The sequence below is a fragment of the Pseudoalteromonas sp. SWXJ133 genome (assembly GCF_015864365.1).
Lineage (GTDB): Bacteria > Pseudomonadota > Gammaproteobacteria > Enterobacterales > Alteromonadaceae > Pseudoalteromonas > Pseudoalteromonas arctica.
The window spans coordinates 67,108-85,496 of sequence record NZ_JADYXJ010000005.1 but is presented as its reverse complement, the minus strand read 5'-3'; the positions used below and the strand labels follow the sequence as shown (position 1 = coordinate 85,496).

Annotated in this window: 17 protein-coding genes; 8 read left to right on the top strand and 9 right to left on the bottom strand. The window is 39.9% G+C overall.

Annotated features, from left to right (window positions below; genetic code table 11):
* Positions 1 to 11: 11 nt before the first annotated feature.
* Positions 12 to 1,415 (bottom strand): glycerophosphodiester phosphodiesterase, encoded by a 1,404-nt coding sequence (locus I6F40_RS05420; protein WP_197192603.1) that lies wholly within the window; start codon positions 1,413 to 1,415, stop codon positions 12 to 14.
* Between the two features lie 171 nt (positions 1,416 to 1,586).
* Here I6F40_RS05420 and dgt point away from each other — a divergent pair, with 171 nt between their 5' ends.
* Positions 1,587 to 3,053: a dGTPase gene (gene dgt / locus I6F40_RS05415; protein WP_197192602.1), complete on the top strand. Its 1,467-nt coding sequence runs from the start codon at positions 1,587 to 1,589 to the stop codon at positions 3,051 to 3,053.
* A gap of 72 nt (positions 3,054 to 3,125) precedes the next feature.
* Positions 3,126 to 4,697, top strand: a complete 1,572-nt coding sequence (locus I6F40_RS05410) for a cell surface protein (protein WP_197192601.1) — start codon at positions 3,126 to 3,128, stop codon at positions 4,695 to 4,697.
* Positions 4,698 to 5,015: 318 nt separating this feature from the next.
* Here the strand turns inward: I6F40_RS05410 and I6F40_RS05405 are convergent, their stop codons facing one another.
* From I6F40_RS05405 to I6F40_RS05395, 3 genes are all read right to left on the bottom strand, one after another.
* Positions 5,016 to 5,894 (bottom strand): bile acid:sodium symporter family protein, encoded by an 879-nt coding sequence (locus I6F40_RS05405; protein ID WP_101216036.1) that lies wholly within the window; start codon positions 5,892 to 5,894, stop codon positions 5,016 to 5,018.
* 95 nt (positions 5,895 to 5,989) lie between these two features.
* Complete coding sequence (locus tag I6F40_RS05400; RefSeq protein ID WP_197192600.1) at positions 5,990 to 6,571, bottom strand: uracil-DNA glycosylase family protein; 582 nt, start codon at positions 6,569 to 6,571, stop codon at positions 5,990 to 5,992.
* A 150-nt stretch (positions 6,572 to 6,721) separates the two neighbouring features.
* Positions 6,722 to 7,078 carry a VOC family protein gene (locus tag I6F40_RS05395; protein ID WP_007583589.1) on the bottom strand — a complete coding sequence of 119 codons (357 nt, stop codon included), beginning with the start codon at positions 7,076 to 7,078 and terminating at the stop codon, positions 6,722 to 6,724.
* Positions 7,079 to 7,421: 343 nt separating this feature from the next.
* On the opposite strand from I6F40_RS05395, the gene I6F40_RS05390 reads away from it, so the two are divergent.
* Genes I6F40_RS05390 through I6F40_RS05380 form a run of 3 tightly spaced genes read left to right on the top strand, consistent with a single transcriptional unit; the run spans position 7,422 to position 9,693 of the window.
* Positions 7,422 to 7,763, top strand: a complete 342-nt coding sequence (locus tag I6F40_RS05390; RefSeq protein WP_007583591.1) for a hypothetical protein — start codon at positions 7,422 to 7,424, stop codon at positions 7,761 to 7,763.
* Positions 7,760 to 9,361 (top strand): PepSY-associated TM helix domain-containing protein, encoded by a 1,602-nt coding sequence (locus I6F40_RS05385; protein ID WP_197192599.1) that lies wholly within the window; start codon positions 7,760 to 7,762, stop codon positions 9,359 to 9,361. The genes I6F40_RS05390 and I6F40_RS05385 overlap by 4 nt, the downstream gene beginning before the upstream one ends.
* Complete coding sequence (locus tag I6F40_RS05380) at positions 9,358 to 9,693, top strand: DUF3325 domain-containing protein (RefSeq protein WP_197192598.1); 336 nt, start codon at positions 9,358 to 9,360, stop codon at positions 9,691 to 9,693. Before I6F40_RS05385 ends, I6F40_RS05380 begins: the two co-directional genes overlap by 4 nt.
* Positions 9,694 to 9,902: 209 nt before the next feature.
* On the opposite strand, the gene I6F40_RS05375 is transcribed toward I6F40_RS05380, so the two are convergent.
* On the bottom strand, positions 9,903 to 10,424 hold the full coding sequence (locus I6F40_RS05375; protein ID WP_197192597.1) for a lipocalin family protein: 522 nt from the start codon (positions 10,422 to 10,424) through the stop codon (positions 9,903 to 9,905).
* Positions 10,425 to 10,554: 130 nt separating this feature from the next.
* On the opposite strand from I6F40_RS05375, the gene I6F40_RS05370 reads away from it, so the two are divergent.
* The 3 genes from I6F40_RS05370 to I6F40_RS05360 all read left to right on the top strand — a co-directional run bounded on the left by I6F40_RS05370 (position 10,555) and on the right by I6F40_RS05360 (position 12,186).
* A complete protein-coding gene (locus I6F40_RS05370; RefSeq protein ID WP_007376692.1) occupies positions 10,555 to 11,010 on the top strand; it encodes a YaiI/YqxD family protein in 456 nt (151 codons plus the stop codon).
* Between the two features lies 1 nt (position 11,011).
* Positions 11,012 to 11,575 carry a DUF6942 family protein gene (locus tag I6F40_RS05365; protein ID WP_166377523.1) on the top strand — a complete coding sequence of 188 codons (564 nt, stop codon included), beginning with the start codon at positions 11,012 to 11,014 and terminating at the stop codon, positions 11,573 to 11,575.
* 218 nt (positions 11,576 to 11,793) lie between these two features.
* On the top strand, positions 11,794 to 12,186 hold the full coding sequence (locus I6F40_RS05360) for an ACT domain-containing protein (RefSeq protein WP_166377522.1): 393 nt from the start codon (positions 11,794 to 11,796) through the stop codon (positions 12,184 to 12,186).
* Positions 12,187 to 12,368: 182 nt separating this feature from the next.
* Here the strand turns inward: I6F40_RS05360 and I6F40_RS05355 are convergent, their stop codons facing one another.
* From I6F40_RS05355 to I6F40_RS05340, 4 genes are all read right to left on the bottom strand, one after another.
* A complete protein-coding gene (locus tag I6F40_RS05355) occupies positions 12,369 to 13,025 on the bottom strand; it encodes a class I SAM-dependent methyltransferase (RefSeq protein ID WP_166377521.1) in 657 nt (218 codons plus the stop codon).
* Positions 13,026 to 13,053: 28 nt separating this feature from the next.
* Positions 13,054 to 16,704: an SbcC/MukB-like Walker B domain-containing protein gene (locus tag I6F40_RS05350; protein ID WP_166377520.1), complete on the bottom strand. Its 3,651-nt coding sequence runs from the start codon at positions 16,702 to 16,704 to the stop codon at positions 13,054 to 13,056.
* A complete protein-coding gene (locus I6F40_RS05345; protein WP_166377519.1) occupies positions 16,701 to 17,948 on the bottom strand; it encodes an exonuclease SbcCD subunit D C-terminal domain-containing protein in 1,248 nt (415 codons plus the stop codon). Before I6F40_RS05345 ends, I6F40_RS05350 begins: the two co-directional genes overlap by 4 nt.
* 78 nt (positions 17,949 to 18,026) lie before the next feature.
* Positions 18,027 to 18,263, bottom strand: coding sequence for a hypothetical protein (locus I6F40_RS05340; protein ID WP_002959190.1), 237 nt, complete (start codon positions 18,261 to 18,263; stop codon positions 18,027 to 18,029).
* Between the last annotated feature and the right edge of the window lie 126 nt (positions 18,264 to 18,389).

Here is an 18,389-nt window from a genome sequence, read left to right as displayed (position 1 = left end):
TCGTCTTATTGTTATTTTTTACGAAGTTCAAGTTCAACTACAGGGTCAGTCTCAAGACTAAACTCTTCATCAGCCTCTCGTTTACCTATTTCAAGGTTTGGCGCATTTGAAATGTGTAACGCTTTTTTTGTATGCGAAACCGGTGTAAGCGACTTTAAATGCCCACCTGTGGCGGGGTACAACTGATTCTGTTGATAACTAGATAACTCATCTAAACGCGTTAAATCTAAATCATCGGGCATACTTGCTATACGCTTAGCGAAAGCATTATTACCTTGGTATGGCTTAACCGCTGGCAAGCCAAACACAGAACAAAAGCCATATACCGTGTCATCTATTATTACAGAATTAGGGCGTAGCATACTTGATTGCGCTAATAAGCTGCGTTCGTGGTAGTCGTGCCCATTAATAGAATAGGTGGCAATATTAATGCCACGCACTTTGGCTCTGGGCAATAATTGGGCTGCACTTTGTTTATAATGGCGAATATCTAACACGTAGCCAAAATTACGTTTTAACTTTTTAGTTAACGTATCTAGCTTTAGCGGTCTATCAAAACGTGTTTCGCGATGACGGCGATTACCATACGACTGTATACTTTCTAGTTGCTCTTTATTGCGCTCATAAATAGGATCGCTCCCTGCCCCGCGCTTTAAATCGGCAACCAACTTATTCATAGACACCTTTGAAGGAGATTGAATAAACATCATGTACACATCGGGATTTATTTCACGTAGGCGCGTTAAATTACGCATTTCTAAGCTGCTAAAAAAATAATTGTTTGCCCCTATATATTTATACGCCAAGTAGTCGAGCATTTTTAAATCATCGACAGATGCCCGCGATTTAATTTCAATATTTAGCTTTTGATGCGATTTACGATAACGCGAAAACGTACTCGCCAACGCTTTAAAAGACGGTGGCATATCTGCGGTTAACAGCCCCGTGTTTTGATTGCGATGACGTAAAGTCCCCCATTCTTTAGTGTAACGAATCGACTCTATTTTACGCCGTTTGTTATCAACAGTACCGGTTTCTCGCCCTGTGTGAGCATCATGATGCACAACCCACACATCGTCACGGGTAATACGTACGTCAATTTCTATCACATCAAAATTATTATCGAGAGAATCAATAACCGCCTTGAGTGAGTTTTCAGGAAAGCGAATAGCCCCCCGATGACTCTGTAAATTAAACTCACTGCATTGACGCGCATTTAAATAATTAATATTACCTAATTGAGTTTGATAAAAGCCACGAGCAGCCAGTGCATCAGCTCGCGCACTAAGTTCTTGCTGCGCTGCAACAGATAGATTATTGTTTAAAGTATTTTCAGGTGTGCTATTACACGCTGATAATGCGCAGGTTAAAATACAGACTGATAATATATAAAAATGGGATAGTGGACGCATCATGCTTATTAAGCCAAACGGCTTTAACTCCCTGAAAAAGAAATGATTTCAATAGTCCCTTAAGGCTATATGAATATGCGGTTAATATAAAGTAAAAACAACAATAAAACGAGTAAGTTTAATTTACACACTTTAGATTAAATTAAGCATTTAAGCGGGTTTAAAAGGACAAAGATGACCATAGATTTTAGTAAAAAAATAACGCCAGCGCGTATGTACCGCACCACAGCAAACTTACAAATGGCGCTAGAAAGCGATCGTGGTCGAATAATAAATAGCGCAGCTATTCGTCGTTTACAGCAAAAAACACAAGTGTTTCCGCTTGAGCGCAACGCAGCTGTACGCTCTCGCCTTACCCATTCGCTTGAAGTTCAACAAGTTGGTCGTTTTATAGTGCAACGTATTTTTGCTAATTTAAGCTACGAGCAACAAAAAGATTACGGCTTAACCGAGCTAGAGCGCCCGCTAGAAAGCCTAGTAGAAATGGCCTGCTTAATGCACGACATAGGCAACCCACCGTTTGGGCATTTTGGCGAAGCGGCTATTAACCACTGGTTTAATAACAACCTAGCAAGCGTAACACCCGAGCGCTGTAAAGAACCAAACACCGGTATAGGTGTTGTTTTTAAACACCTTGCGCTTGATATTTGTAACTTTGAGGGCAACGCCCAAGGCATACGTATAATTCATTCTTTGCAAACGCTTAATTTAACCTACAGCCAAAGTGCTGGTATTTTAAAATACACTCGCCCTGCTGGGCTTGATGTAAAAGACATACCCCAAAATAAAAACTACTTAATGAAAAAAGTGGGTTACTACTACAGCGAAAAAAACTTTGTTGAAGCGCTACAAAAAGAGCTCACTATTGAGCCTTACTGCCGCCATCCTGCAAGTTACATAATGGAAGCCGCCGACGACATTTCGTATTGCCTAGCCGACATAGAAGACGCCGTAGAAAAAGACATAATAAGCACTGAGTTGCTGTGCGAAAAACTTAAAAGTAGTTACAAAAAAGTATTAATAAACCTGTTAATCGACGACGCTCAACATCAAAATTTTGTAGACAAAGCAGTAGACTACGCACTAGAGCGTGCACAAGCACAACCCTATAATTTTAATAGTGAATTTTTTATATACTTGCGGGTTGCATTGCTACATCCGCTAGTAAATCACGCCGCAAAACGCTTTATCGAAAATATAGAACCTATTTATCATGGCGATTTTAACCAAGCGCTTTTAGAAGATAGAAGCCATCTACATGCAGTAACTAAAACACTAAAGCAGGTAGCGCTTGAGCATGTATTTTCAAACAAAGAAGTCGAAAAATTAGAGCTACAAGGGTATCGCATAATTAATGGTTTGCTCGATTGCTATAAACCATTACTGCTACTAAACAAGGATGACTTTAAGCGTGCACTAAATGGCGATTCACGTTTATTAATAGAGTCGCGACTTGTTAAAAAGCTCTCTAAAAAGCACTTAAATAGTTACCAACACGCAATAGATGCGATGCAAGAAGAGCCCGATCACTTTGCGGCATACGAGTTTTATTATCGTTGTAGATTAATCCAAGATTATATAAGCGGTATGACCGACCAATTTGCTTACGATGAATATCGCAGCCTTATGGTTATTGATTAGTTGTATTACTCTGGATAATTTTTAATTTTGCGCTTAAAATCAAACTATTAATATTTAAGCGCGCATAACTTCATGATATCAAAACTAATTAGATTTACCCTTTGCTTTGCCTTATTTTATAGTGCGCAAAGTGCTGCATACAACGAAGCTATGTGCATTTTAATTAAACAAGAAATACAGCAAAATAGTAATAATAAAGCGAGTCAAAAATATCGTAAAGCTGCGCGTGATTACAAAAATAACTGTAATAAGCCAAAAGAAATTCAAGCACAACCTAAGCTCCAAATAATAGAGCCTGAACCGACTATTATTACTCAGCCACAACCTAAAATTGTTGAACCTGCCCCTGTAATTAAACCCACTGAAGAAGCTGTTAAAGAAAGCATCAACGAGCAAACCCTTAATTTAACTAATGATCAAAAACAACAAATAAACGATCAGCTAAATACCAACAGTAACGAAATAGTAATTGATGCAGAGCCAACAAAAGCAGCACCCGAGCAAGTAGTTACAGAGCAAAAAAACGAAGCTGTGATAGAGCAAGTAAAACCGGCAACGCCAGAGCAAAACGTTCAACCTACGCCTGAAAAGCCTGTACCTGTAAAACCAGCAGCTGTGTTAACTAAACCAGCGCCAGTAATTGCGCCGCAACCTGTAGCGCAGAGCCCAAGCTCGTTACTTTTACCCACTTTAATACTTGTTATAGTGGTACTTATTGGCGCTATGATAGTCGTGCGCCTGCGCCGTGCAAAACAAAGCAAAGCGATGGCAGAACCGACTATAGCGGCTCCACCTAAAGTTAAATCAGAAAAAATTGCTACGTCAGCTAAACCTGAAACTAAAGCAACAAAGCCAGTACAAACAACAAAAGAGCCAGAGATTGAGCCTGTCGTCATCAACGAAGCAACTCAAAATAATAAAGCAGTTGAGAGCAGCGTAGCTACACAAGTGAAAACAAGCGAAATTGAGCCTACACCGCTTAACTTAACTGATACTTTAGAGCAAACAAGTACCGCTACGTTTAACGAAGTAAAACAAAAACCTGAGCCTAATACCGCCGAATTTGAAGCCGCCGCCAAAACAACCTTAGAGCGCATTAAAAATGCCAGCAGCTTTAATGAGCCAGAGGTACGCGACTTTGACCCAGATGCAAAGCCAGTAAAAAAACAACGTAAGCACTATACAGCGCAAGTAACGGAATCTGCGCCAATAGAAGCCGAACATAACACTGTAGAGCCGGTTATTACTACTCCTGAGCCAGTAACAGCGAGTGAGCCGGTTATAGATTTACACGCTCCAGAGCAAATATCTGACGCTCAATCGACTACGTATACAACCGAGCAAGACTTTAAAGAACCAGAAGTGCGTACATTTAACCCAGATGCACCATTACCTGGTGAAAAGCCGATGCCTAAAAAAGAAGACGCGATACCCGAGCAAGCACAAACAACACCGCTAGTTGATGAGCCAGTAATTGAGCCTAAAAAAGCAGACAGTAACAATCCATTTGCTAACTTATCGTTAGACTCAAGCTGGGATCCTGACTCGGCTGAAAAGCCCAAAATAGAAGAGAAAAAACGCGCGCCTAAATCGCAAGCATTAATAGATGCAGAAGAACGCGCTAAAAACATGCAAACCAAATAGTAAGTTTTAAAGTAGCGCCTCATATTTGAGGCGCAGTTTTAGTAACCAAATAATTAACTGCTTTTTTACCGTATTACTTACACTCTTATCCTATCCTAAAATGCGCCCTAGTAATTAGAAGCTTCACTCCTCGCGCAAACAAGCTCAGCGCCTAGTGCAATATTCAAGCTTAAGAGTCTTTTGTAAGCCTACAACTTGTTGACGCGATGGGTGCAGAGCATACATTTAACAGGTGGTATTTTTAGACTGGAGTTTACGGCTACGTTATCCGTAGCCTTAAATTAAAGTAACTTGGTCAACATGCCCTAATTAAAAGTCCTAGTTAACAGCCCTAGCGGTACGTTTATTTTTAAGCTTTAACCCGCCAATTAATAGCAGTGGCCCTATAAACATGGCAAGGCCATACACGCCACCGGTGACCGCGTATTCTGGTTTATTCAAAAAGCTAATAGCAATTAAAATAGCTAACGATGCATTTTGAATTCCAACCTCAATTGAAAGCGTCAGCGAATCAGTTAAATTTAATTTTGAACACTTAGCAATTAACCAACCAACAACCATTGAACCAATATTAAGTGCTATGCACGCCCAAAATACATCGTTAAATGAGCTAACTAATAAATCGCGCTCTTTTATTACTAGTGCTGCAATCATCATAAGCATAAAAAACAACGAGAAGCGTCTAAAAAACGGCTCTGCTTTAATGGCAAAATCACTTTTAAAGTGACGTAACCAAATGCCTATAGCAACTGGCACTAAGGTAATAAAAAATAGCCCTAATGAAGTAATTAAAATAGAGAAAGTAGCATCGTCTGCTGGGGCAAACTGGCTCATAGCAAAGCCAATAATAAACGGTGTGGTTATTATACTAATTGCGGTAGAGGCAGCGGTTAAACTTACCGAAAGCGCTAAATTAGCTTTAGCAAGCTGGCTTACTACATTTGACATAGTACCGCCTGGGCAGGCAGCTAATATCATTAAACCAATAGCTATAGGCGTTGGTAGGTTAAGTAAATAACACAGCCCTAATGCTAATAAAGGCATTGCTACAAGTTGGCCTATTAAACCCATAACAATGGCGAGCGGGCTTTTAAATAGACGAGTAAAATCGTTTGTTGTGAGCCCAAGACCCATACCAAACATAATAAGTGCAAGGGCGAGCGGAAGTATTACTTCAGTTAATATAGATGCATTCAAATTAGACAGCCTCGTTTGTTATTGTTTTTAATTGGAGTGTTAATTTTTAAGTTAACTGTAACGCCCCTTTACAATAAATCCTAATGCTAGAGGCATTACTTATTTAAAATAGTCGCAATGCGTTTACCCAGTTCTGGAAGTACATCTTGCTCAAACCATGGATTCTTTTTAAGCCATATATTATTACGCGGACTGGGATGTGGAAGCACTAAATAATTTGGCCAATACTCACGCCACGATTTTACTAACTCCGTAAGTGGCATTTTTTTAGTCTCCGGTAAATGATACGCCTGCGCGTATTTACCTAATACTATTGTCAGCTCAATATTTGGTAGTGCAGCCAATAATTGCTCGCGCCATGCTGGGGCACATTCTTTTCTCGGTGGTAAATCACCCGACTTACCCCTACCCGGGTAGCAAAAGCCCATAGGTAAAATTGCTATATTATTAGCGTCGTAAAATTCATCACGTGTTAGCCCAAGCCATTCTCGTAGGCTGTTTCCGCTTGCATCGTTAAACGGCACGCCTGTTTCGTGAACTTTTATACCCGGTGCTTGGCCTGCGATTAAAATACGTGCGTTTGGGTTAAATTGTATTACAGGTCGAGCCCCTAAAGGTAAATGAGGATCACAGATCACGCATTTACTAACTTGGTCTATTAATTGGTGACTATTCATGTTTATCTGGCCTTAAATGCTTAATTTTTATCCTAAATGGCCATTTAGGATAAATGAGTTGGTAAAAAATCGGTTTATTTTATCTAAAATGGCGATTAGTTAGTAAAATCCTGATCTTTAAGCTTAAATGCCCTACAGCCCTTATAGTACCTAGTGTTCTTTCGCCCATACCGCAAATTCGTTACCACTTGGTTCTGTAAAGTGAAACCGACAACCGCCAGGAAACTCAAAAATAGGTTTTAATATTACTCCGCCAAATGTCTCTACTTTTTTAAAGGTTGCGTGTATGTCGTCGCTATAAAAAATAAGTAATGCTGCCCCATGCTGAGTTAGTGATTTTAATGGAGCCTGAAAAATCCCACCATCTAACCCCTGCCCACTAAACGCCGTGTATTCTGGGCCGTAGTCAGTAAACTGCCAATTAAATACATGACTAAAAAAGGCCTTAGTTGCGGGTAAGTCGCATGCAGGAAACTCAACGTAATTTAGTTTTTCGTGATCGCTCATCGTTATTTCACTCTTTATTTTTACTCAGTTTATTAACCTTAAGCTTTACATACAGCCTGTGCAATATCATTAAACAATAACAGATCAGTATTTTACTAAGTAACCTGAACTCTGGATAATAAATCTATCTCGAGCTGCTATTTTCAGCGCTAGAGAAAATAAATTTAAATATCACCATAATTCAATACGTATAAAACCTGTTAACCAAGGTTCAGGTTAAGTAAGAAGGATAATTTACTAAAAGTTAGTCGCCGTAAATGAGAATAGCTATCTTTTGTATTTGTAACATATATAATAGCGCCTTTGTTTTATCCTCAGCTTTAAATAAAGGGATTAATTAACTATGCAGGCACCTTTGCACAGTGCGCCATTCGATAAGGTTAACGTAATTGCGCTTATAGTAAAAAGCGTAAGCAGTTATCGAGTTTTGGTATTTTTACGTTTTTTTATTGCCATAATTGGTGGCTATGCCTTTACCTCTGCAAGTACTGCGTTATTAAGTTTTGTATTGCCAATAGCTAAGCAAGACGCTGTACTGTTTAGTGTTTCAATCAGCATTTTAATTTATGCCGTCGTATTTATTTATGCCTTTAGCGTTAAATCATTAAGAAAAGTTTGGATCAGTATTTTACTAAGTACAGGTGCGTTTATCGGATTGCTTGTATTACTAAAGGGTTGGGTATGAAAGACAGCTTTTTTAGATCGATGACTTGGTTACACACTTGGGTAGGGTTACTCGTTTGTTGGTTATTATATTTAATATTTTTTGCAGGAACACTTAGCTTTTTTAGAGACGAAATAACGCTGTGGAATCAACCTGCCATACATAATGTACAAGCCCAAACACAGCGTATAGAAGCGCAAAAACAACAAATAATTACAGGGTTCGATTACTTAGCTAACCATGGAGCTAACTCATCAAGCTGGCGTATTACATTACCTGAGCCGCGTATTCCTTATTTAATTTATGGTTATGCAAAGCCAAAAGAGCCAGGCCAGCGCCGCAGCCAGTTTAAAAACACACAGTTAAACCCTAATACCATGAAAGAGCTTGAACCCTTTGTAGATACTAAAGGTGGTAACTTTTTTTATCGGCTGCACTATGATTTACATTACATGGATGCAATAACCGCACGCTGGATTGTGTGCTTTGCTAGCTTTTTTATGCTAATTGCCATTATATCGGGTATGGTTATTCATAAGCGTATTTTTAAAGATATGTTTAGTTTTAGACGTAATAAAGGTAGCCGTACGTGGTTAGATGCCCACAATTTAAGCTCTGTGCTTGCCCTGCCTTTTCATTTAATGATTACTTACACGGGCATGATTACGCTCATATTTATGTTGTTTCCCTACCCTGCGCAAACGTCTTACGATAACGGCATGCGTGGCTTTTTTAACGATGTAATCCCTCGCAACACCATGACCGATAAAGCCCAAGGCGAATCGTCAATGGTGCCGATTCAAAGCATTTTGGATCAGGTTTATACTAAGTGGCCTCATGCAGATATTACTCGCGTACAAGTTAACCAACCAAATATGGCAGCTTCAACAATTACCGTATTGGTAAGCGCAGGTAAAACACTGCGTGACCAAGCACCACGCTTAATATTTAGTGGTGCTATAGGGCAAATGGTCGCTAAAACTGATGACGAACTAACTAGCAGCAAAGCGCTTTACGAGTCGCTTAATTCAATGCATACGGGGCGTTTAGCTACGTGGTTGTTGCGCTGGTTATACGTATTAGGCGGTATTGCAGGCTGTGTAATGATTGGCTCTGGCTGTATTATGTGGGCTAAGCGAATTCGCGAGCGAACTAAAAATAACGTTAAACCTTCGTTTGGTTTAAAACTAGTTGAGGGGTTAAACCTAGCCACTATTATGGGACTACCACTGGCAACGTGTGCATTTTTTATTGCTAACAGACTACTTAGCCCAACTACCGCAGAGCGCGCCGATAAAGAAATACTCGCGTTCTTTTTAACATGGCTAGCGGTTGCTCTTTTAGCACTTATAAAGCGCGACACACTGCAATGGCGAGTTATGGCAGCTATAAATGCTGTTGCATGTTTAAGCGTACCGGTTATTAATGCACTTACAACTAACGGTAATATAGTTAGCTATTTGATGCACAAACAGTGGGCTTTATTTACTTTTGATGCACTGTTTTTGTTATTTAGTATATTATTTTTTATACAAACCGAAAAATTACGTACTGCTAAAAACAACTCAAAAATAATCAGCCCTAACCAATCTAATAATCTTAAAAGGCAAAAATCATGATTGATTTACTTGGTTTTAGTCTGTGTTTGTTTGGTTTTAATGGTTTTGCACTGGCTAAGTTTAATCATTTTAAAGATGTATTTAAAAAACGCCCTACAGAATTACAAAGTAAAAACCTGCTATTTATTGCTTGGATCAGTATTTTACTAAGCTTAGTACTTTGCGTAGCAACTCAAAGTGGTTATGGCGCGTTACTATTTTGTGGGTTTATGAGCCTAAGTGTCTTAATTATAATGGTTTTTTATAACTTTTTAGTAGGCTACGTAAAGTGGTTTAGTGTTTTAAGCGCCTTATTAATTGTACTTAGCGGTCTATTTTTAGCGTTAAACTAGCCTTAGTTAGTAAAAACGTGATCCGTTACTTTCCCATAGATTAGGCAAAAAAAATGGCAAGCTATATAGCTTGCCAACAATAGGGGATATTCAGTGTTTCCAATACTTACTGTCTCACGGCAAGTACACACAATATAACCATAATATATTTAAGTTACTTTACAGTTAGGTGACTCTTTTATTACTACTGTAAAGGGGCTTTACATTGTTTATTGCTCAACCCAAATTATTTCATCGGTAGCAAAGCCCAACTCTTTAGCTTTAGTTAAAAAGTGGTTTTTAAGCTCTTTGCTAACCGTTGGTGTACGCGATAAAAACCACAAGTAATCTTTGTTGTAACTGGTTATAAAAGCATATTGATAATCGGGTTGGTCAAGTTCAAAAATCACGTAAGCGCCATAAAATGGACCAAAAAACGAGACTTTAAAATGCCCTGTGTCGGTGCCCTCAACAAACTTGGCCAAGCCTTCGGCGTCATCCCATTTTTTATCATCCGTTAAATACCCTTTGTTAAGGATCTTTACTGTGCCGTCGTCGTTAATTGAATAAGTAGCGGTAACTTGCTCCATACCTTCTTCGAATGAGTGATTGAGCCGCGCTATTTCAAACCATTTGCCTTTATATTTTTGTATATCAAAGTTTTTAACGGGTGTTATTCCCTCAGGAGGGCTGGTGCAAGCACTAAGAAAAAATAGCCCTGTAATAAGTAAACCGTATTTAATAGCCTTCATGTAAGCTCCTTTTTAAATTACATAAATAGTACGTATTATCTAAATATAGATGGATATAAAGTTTGCTAGCCGATTAAAAAATTTTGCTATAGGATCATATTAATTCTAAAGCAATAAAAATGACCATAGCATGAAAATTTGGGTAGATGCAGACGCGTGTCCTGTTGTTATAAAAGAAATACTTTTTAGAGCTGCAGAGCGTATGAAAATCGAGACTATTTTAGTGGCTAATCACGCAATGCGTATTCCGCCGTCAAAATACATAAGCCGCGTTCAAGTATCGTCGGGGTTTGATGTAGCCGACGACGAAATAGTAAAACGTATTGAAAAAGGCGATTTAGTTATTACTGGCGATATTCCGCTAGCAAGTGAAGTAATTGATAACGGCGGGCAAGCACTCAACCCGCGTGGCGAGCTTTATACCACCGAGAATATCCGCTCAATACTTAACGTGCGCGACTTTATGGATACCATGCGCTCAAGTGGCGTAGAAATGAGTGGTGGGCCACCGCCACTTAGCCAAACCGATCGCCAAAACTTTGCAAATAACCTCGACCGTATTTTAGCGCAAAACAAGGCTAACTAACTTGAATACCCAATTAGTTGGCTTAGGTGATACGCAATTTAGCGTGGCGGTATACGTAGCAAAAGCGCCGCCAATGCCGTTTTTTGAAACACTCGAATGCCTAGAACCGGTTATAAATGAGCAAATAAATACCATAAACCAGCACTGTGGTAATGGTTGGCGTAAGGTGTTTAACGTGTACGCAAAAGTGCTATTTGCCCTGCCAAGTGAGCATTATTCATTTGCTAAACAAGCCCCTACTTGGCAACAATATCGCGATGAGTATTTACTGCAAAAAAATAGTAAAACCGCCCTGCTATTTAGCGCGCCCAACATTACTATTACGTGTGCAAATAAAGCTACTAGCAATAAAAACCAGCTACATATAATTGCTGGGCGTACGCATGCTAAAAACTTATTACAACAAGGTGAGTTACATGCACAATTTGATTGGCTCGACGACGAGTTTGCAATAGACACTAGTAACAACATAATTGTGTGCCCATATTTTGATTACAGGCAGCTAAGTAATATAAAAATAGCGAGATTAAGCGAACTAGTCGCGCAGCTAAAAATGACTAAATAACCTGAACTCTGGATAATAAATCTATCTCAAGCAGCTATTTTCAGCGCTAACTGCGTTGAATTTACTTGCAATAGGCCAGCTATTGACGCGTAAATTCGCCTTGCTTTCACTGAAAATCTCTGGCTAGAGAAAATAAATTTAAATATCAAAATAATTTAATATGTTAGTAAATATCTTAACCAGAGTTCAGGTTAAATAACACATTGTAGGGAACGACCATGGCCGGAATTTTAGAGTTAAACGAATTATTAAAATCAATGCAGCCAGCGCTTAAGCAAGGCGAGTATATTTTTTGTTGCTTAGCAGGCTCACTTGCCGATTATGTTCATTTAGAGCCACTTGCCACTTATGTTGAAGAGGAAGGGCTAACCCTTATTTTAAAAGCTGAAACCGCCGATAAAGCAGGTATTACTTACGAGGGTAAATATAATTTAATTACTCTTAATGTACATTCAAGCTTAGAGTCCGTTGGGCTAACTGCTGCAGTATCTGCAAAGCTCACTGAGCATAATATAAGTGCTAATGTGGTAGCTGCGTTTTATCACGACCATATTTTTGTACAAACAGATAAAGCACAAGCTGCAATGAAAGCGCTTGGAGAGATTGGTTAGGATTGCTGGCACAGCAATGATCTGAGTGATGTGGATATTAGAGCGTCGGGTGGCGCTTCGCTTAACCGACCTACGTATAAAATAAAAGCGTGGTGTAGAGAGGTTTATATATAAACACCGAGTTTGTTCACTCGGTGTTTTTATTGGTGCTAAATAGCGGGTGCTTGTTTAGCTTGTAAAACTTAAACTACATATCCGCTAAAACCTAGAGCTTTAAAATACAGCTTCGGAATGCCAAATTTGCACTCATTTAGCAGTTCGCTAAAGCGCATTCTATCAAGCGGGTAAAACTCATTTTCTAAGTCGTGCCCTGTTTGTGTTTTACCTGTTTCGGTTAAACCCAATTGCGCGCACGTTGTAAGCTGGGCTTCGCGCTCAAATGAAGTTTCAGGGCGCATTAAATCTGCAATATAAAGGTTTGCGTCTTTTTTAAGGCTTCCTTTAATCGCTTTTAATAACTCTTTTTTATCGCCGTTATCTTGTACAAAATGCATTACCAATAAACATAAAACGGCATCGGCTTTAACCGATAATTTATCAACTGGGCCATTATGAATATTAACGCGGCTTACTATGCCTTGCTCATCAAATTGCTGCTTCGCGATAGCAAGCATATCGGCTGATGTATCTTGCGCGGTAAATTGCCATGTAGGGTTTAGTGCAGCCAGTGCAAGCACTTCTTTGCCTGTGCCTGCCCCTACTACTAAAATATGCGCATTATCGCTTAGCGTTGTTTTTAGCTGCGCGTTAGTGAGCTGATGTAATAATTCATAACCAGGAACTAAACGGGTTATACGGCTATCGTATTGTGTTGCTTGCTCGCCTGTAAACGTTGGCATTGTATCTCCTTGTTTTCAGTAATGTTACTTATAAAACTTCAACTGTGGAATATCCACCTGGCTTTTTGGCTACATGCACTTGAGTGGCTACACGCTCGCTCATTTGTGTTACGTGCGATATAACGCCTACTTTTCTGCCTTGTGCTTGCAAAGAATCCAAAGCGTCCATTGCAATGCTTAGGGTTTCGCTGTCTAACGTACCAAACCCTTCGTCAATAAACAAAGAATTGATTTGTACTTTGTTTGACGAAAGCGATGCTAAACCAAGTGCAAGCGCGAGCGATACTAAAAATGACTCACCGCCCGAGAGTGTATTAACAGAGCGTTGCTCGTCGGCCATGTCGCGGTCGATAATCGCAATGTCGAGCGTTTGCGCTATGGCGGTTAATTCGTAGCGTTTGTTGAGTGTTTTTAAATGGCTGTTGGCATAGTGCAGTAATATTTTTAACGTTTGTGTTTGCGCTAAGTTACGCATGGTTTTACCCGTTGCATCACCCAATACTTTATTAAGCAAGTGCCATTGTTCAACCTGCGTTTTAAGCGTAGTTAACTCAGCTTGTTTGCCTTCAAGCGCTTTCGCATTTTGGTTATGTTGCTCAATAGCGGTATTAGTTGCTAGTAATGAATTTTGCAGCTGCGTTTGTTGCTCGTTTAAGCTGCTTAGTTGCGTACTTAAAGCCTCTGCACTTTGCGTTGGTTTATCGCTACTGTTGTGTTTTTCAAGCGTAAGTTGCTGCTGTTTTAATGCGGCGTTTGCATCTGTTACCGCTTGAGTTAACTGCTCGTGCTGAGTTAAATGCGCTTTAATAGTCTCGCTACTAAGCGTTAGTAAAATTTTGACCTGTTCGTGCGTTGCATTGCTGTATTGCGCTTTAAAGTCAGTAAACCACTGGTTATAACGTGCCTCAAGCGTTGCTAGCTCTTGGCTGTTTTCAAGTAAGCGTTGCTCTACATTTTTAAGCGTTATAGCGTGCTCATCTCGTTGTTTTATCGCGTCGTCATATGCTTTTTGACTAGCTTGAACCTGCGATTGCATTTGCTCTTGCGCACTTGTAAGTTTTGCTTGGTAGTCGTCTGCACTTATTTGCTCGTTATTAAATAAAGCTAAGCGCTCACTTTGCGTAGCGTTTAATAGCGCTTTAGCTTTTACAAACTCTTCATTAAGTACTTTTAACGATTGCTCGTTGTTACTTAAAAGCGGGGTAAGCTGCTTTATTTGTTCATTAGCCGTGTCTTGACGTTTTTGGCTTTGCTCAAGCTGCGTTTGAGTTTGCTGGTACTGCGTAACCTGCTCGTTCAGCTCGCTAAGTTCAAGCGTATTGGCTTGTAGTTGCTGCCAAAAATCACTGTTTTCAAATTGATTATTGAGCGTTGTACCAAGCTCGTTAATTTGCGCACTTAGTTCGCTATGCTTACTCGTTAACTGGTTTTGCTGATGTGTAAACTCAAGGTGTTTATTACTAAGTTGCTGCTGTACTTGCTGCTCTGCTTTAAGTGCTGCTAGTAGCTCATTTACTTTAGTTTGCAGTGTACGCTGGCGTTTTTGCTGCTCAAAGTATTGCGCTTTTTGCTCCGTTAACTGCTTATAAGTTACTTCAAGCTGATCAGGCGTTAAGTCGTTAAGCTCTGTGCGTGCGCCTTGCATGGTATTTTTAATGTCGAGCTGTTTAGCTTTTGCTGTTTGTATTATTTGCTCAAGTTGTCCGTGTTCAGCAGTTAATACGGCATGTTGAGTTTGGTGCTTATGCAGCTCGCTTTGTGCATGGTCAAATTGCTTTTTAGCTATATTAAAAGCATTTTCAAAATCAGTAATTAAGTTATTTAATTGCTGATTTTGATTTACCGCATACGGGTGCTCCGTTGCGCCGCACACTAAACAAGGCTCATTAGGGCGAAGCTCTGTGCGTAAATGTTCTACGTTTTCGCTAGCTCTTAAACGCGCTTGGTTAAGTGCGTACTCGCTGCCTTTAAGCGCTTGCTCGCTGGTTATTAAATGCTGATTAAGTAAAGCATGGGCTTGCTGGCTTTCATTTAACTGCTGATTAAGTACTTGTTGGCGTTGAGTGCTTTGTTTTAGTTCTGCGTTAAATTGCCCGTAACGCTCGCGCTGCTCTTTTAAGTAATCAATACTTTTTAACTGCGCGTCGCAGTGCTCTGCATTAAACTCATTAAGCTGAGTATTTAATGCCTGTAAAGTTGATTGCTCACCACTAAGTGCCACCTCGCACTGCTGCACTTTATTACTTTGCGCATTTAAAAGATCGCTCTGACTTGCAAGCTCCCTATTAAGAGTTTGGCTTTGTGCAAGGTTTGCGGTTAATTGCTGCTGTGCATTTAAGTAAGTATTAAAGCTTTGCTGATAGTAGTTCCAGTCTTTTGCTAAAACATGCAGCTGTGCATGCTCATTAAGCCATTGCTGGCTTTTAGTTGATTCGGTATTAGCGAGTTCAAGCTCGCTATTGCTTTGTTTAAGCTGCTGTGTGAACTCATCAAACTGAGATTGCTCTTTGGTTATTTGCGACTCAGTACCTTTTACAGCTTGAGTTTGCAAGGCAATATTGCTGTCGAGCTCTCGCGCTTTAGCTATAACGGGCGCTGCATTTTGTTTTTGCTCATTGGCGTTATTAAGCAGCTTGGTATGCTTAGTAAGCGCGGTATTACGCTCGTTAATTACCGCTAAATGATCAACACTTTTAAGCGATGTTATTTGCTGATCCAAAGCCGTATTTTGATCGGTTAACAAATTAAAACGGCTGCGGTTATCTTTTATTTCAAGCGCCTGCTTGGCTTGTTTTGCCTGCTCGCTTTGTGAGGTAATACTTTCAAGCGCTGAGCTTGCTTGTTGCTGGGTTTGCTGTGCTTGCAGTAAGTTTTGCTCAAGTACTGTAGCTTGCTGATACCAGTTAAGTGCTTTTTCGGTTTTGGATAGCTCTTTTTTAGTGTGTTCGGTTTGCGCTTTTAAATCGGTTAACTTGGTTTGTTGTAGCTCAAGTTCTTCTGGTGCTAGCAAAGTATAGCTTTGAAGGCCTGCTTTAAGCGCTTCAAGCTTTGCTACTTGCTCTTTATGACGTTCAAAAATACGCACGCCAATACGGCTAAATTTATCGGTACCTGTTAAGCACTCTAAAAGTTGCGCTCGCTCATCGCCAGTGGCTTTTAAAAACGCAGCAAACTCATGTTGTGCTAAAAGTACGGCACGGGAGAACTGCTCAAAGTTAAGCCCTATTTTACTCTCGACTTCTTTTATTGTGTGGCTTTTGTCAGCTATAAGGGTTTCGTCTGGCAGGGTTACTAAAGTGTGCTCTGCTACTTTAAGTTTGCCTGTTACTTTTTTATGGGTTCGTGCAATTGTATAGCGCGCACGATAAAGCTGTTTATCTTGTCCTAAAAAGTCGACCTCGGCGTAGCCTTCCCATGTACCTCTGCGTAGCAAGTTTCGTGCATCATTAAGCTTAATGCTGTCGCCGTTAAACTCAATTAAGTTACCTTTATCACCGCGCAGCCTCGCTGTTTTTGTATAAAGGGCTAAACAAATGGCATCTAAAAAAGTACTTTTACCAGCGCCAGTATCGCCTGTGATGGCAAATAGACCTGCGTCTTTTAATGGGGCTTTAGTAAAATCTATTTCAGCGTCAACTATTGAGGCTAAATTATGAATACGAACAGCGGTTATTTTCATAGTTGTTCTTGCTCCGTTAGCTCGTTTATCACGTCACTTAAAAGTGCTTTTAGCTCATCGGGTACGCTTTGCCCTGCCATGTCTTTATCGTTTGCGAACGCTTGTTCTAATAGGTTTAGTGGGTTGAGCATTTCAACTTCGCTTAAATCTTCAAATACGGTGTTGTCGTCATTTTGCGCTGATTGCTCACGTACACGTTCAATACCACAAAATTTAATATGCTTGCCTTCAAGTGCTTGTTCTATTTGTTCTCTGAAGGTGGTGTCGGTATCACTTGATTTAAGCTTTACACGTAAATAAGGCGCTATTGTATTTTGTGCAGTGTCGAGCGCTTTAATTTGCTCGCATAGTTCGCTTAATGGTACACACTCCCCTTTTGGTAAAATAATTACATCGGCAGAGCGCGGAATGTAAAGGGGGTTTACAGTTGTACTAATATGTTGTTTTTCATCAGTAATAAACTCAACAACATTTACTTGGTGCGTGTAGTTACGTTCTGAAAACGACATAGGGATAGGTGTGCCGCTGTAGCGAATAACATCACTTTTAGCGACTTGTTGCGCTTTGTGTAAATGCCCAAGGGCAACGTAGTTGGCTTGTTTACCAAATACATTGGCTGAAATAGACTCTTCACCACCTATTACTAAGTTACGCTCAGAATCACTTGAGATATCCCCGCCTTTTGCGTGTAAATGCCCCATAACTATTAATGGTGAGTTTTGCTCATTCTCATTAAGAGCTTGCTTTAGTGCAAGCTCGTAAGCTTTTGAAACGCCTTGAGCATAACTAGGGCCGCTTTCGGTTTGGCTAAGTAAACTTACATCACTTGCGCGTAAAAATGGCATAGCGACGATTACAGCGCGTTTACCATTGGTATTTATGGTAATAACAGTTTCGTCGGGTGTTGCGACATCAAAGCGCCCTACTACGTGAGTATCAAACTGTGCAAGTAATGGCTGAGCTGCCAAAATACGATTTGCAGAGTCGTGGTTACCCGCAATAATCACTACGTGTAATAATGGGCATGCTTTTTTGGCGTCTTTAATAAATTGATAAAGCTGATTTTCGGCGCTAGCACTTGGAGTCGCTGTATGATAAATGTCGCCAGCAACTAAAAGTAAGTCTATTTTTTGTTCAACAAGAGTGGCTAATAACCATGTAAAAAAAGCTTGATGTTCAACACGGCGATCGTGTTCGTAAAATTGTTGGCCAAGGTGCCAATCTGAGGTGTGGAGGACTTTCATGTCGCGCTCTTAATAAAACCGTAAGAGCGCCAATATACCCAAGGCTGTTAAAGATGCAAGCCTAAGGCATGCATTACGTTAGGTTAAACTGTACCAAGCTGAAAAAACAACCGGTAATGCTAAAAGTGCCATTAATAATGGAATTTTTAACGTTTTAGTTTGTTTTGCGTGTAGCGCCTTTAATGCATTAGTTTCGTTGCACGCTGCTACTTTATCGATATAAAAATAACCCGAATCGAGATACTGCTTACAGTTATTCTCACTTGCTGGAATCGCAATTAGTTCTTGTTGTTTTTTTAGGATGTAAAAATCCATAAGCCCACCGCATTTCTTGCTAGTAATCGATATTAATTTGAGGATAAATGTGACGAATTTATTTGCCTCAAATAAAAAGGTTGGCGATTTTAAATATAAACAGCACTAAAGATCAACCTAAAATTA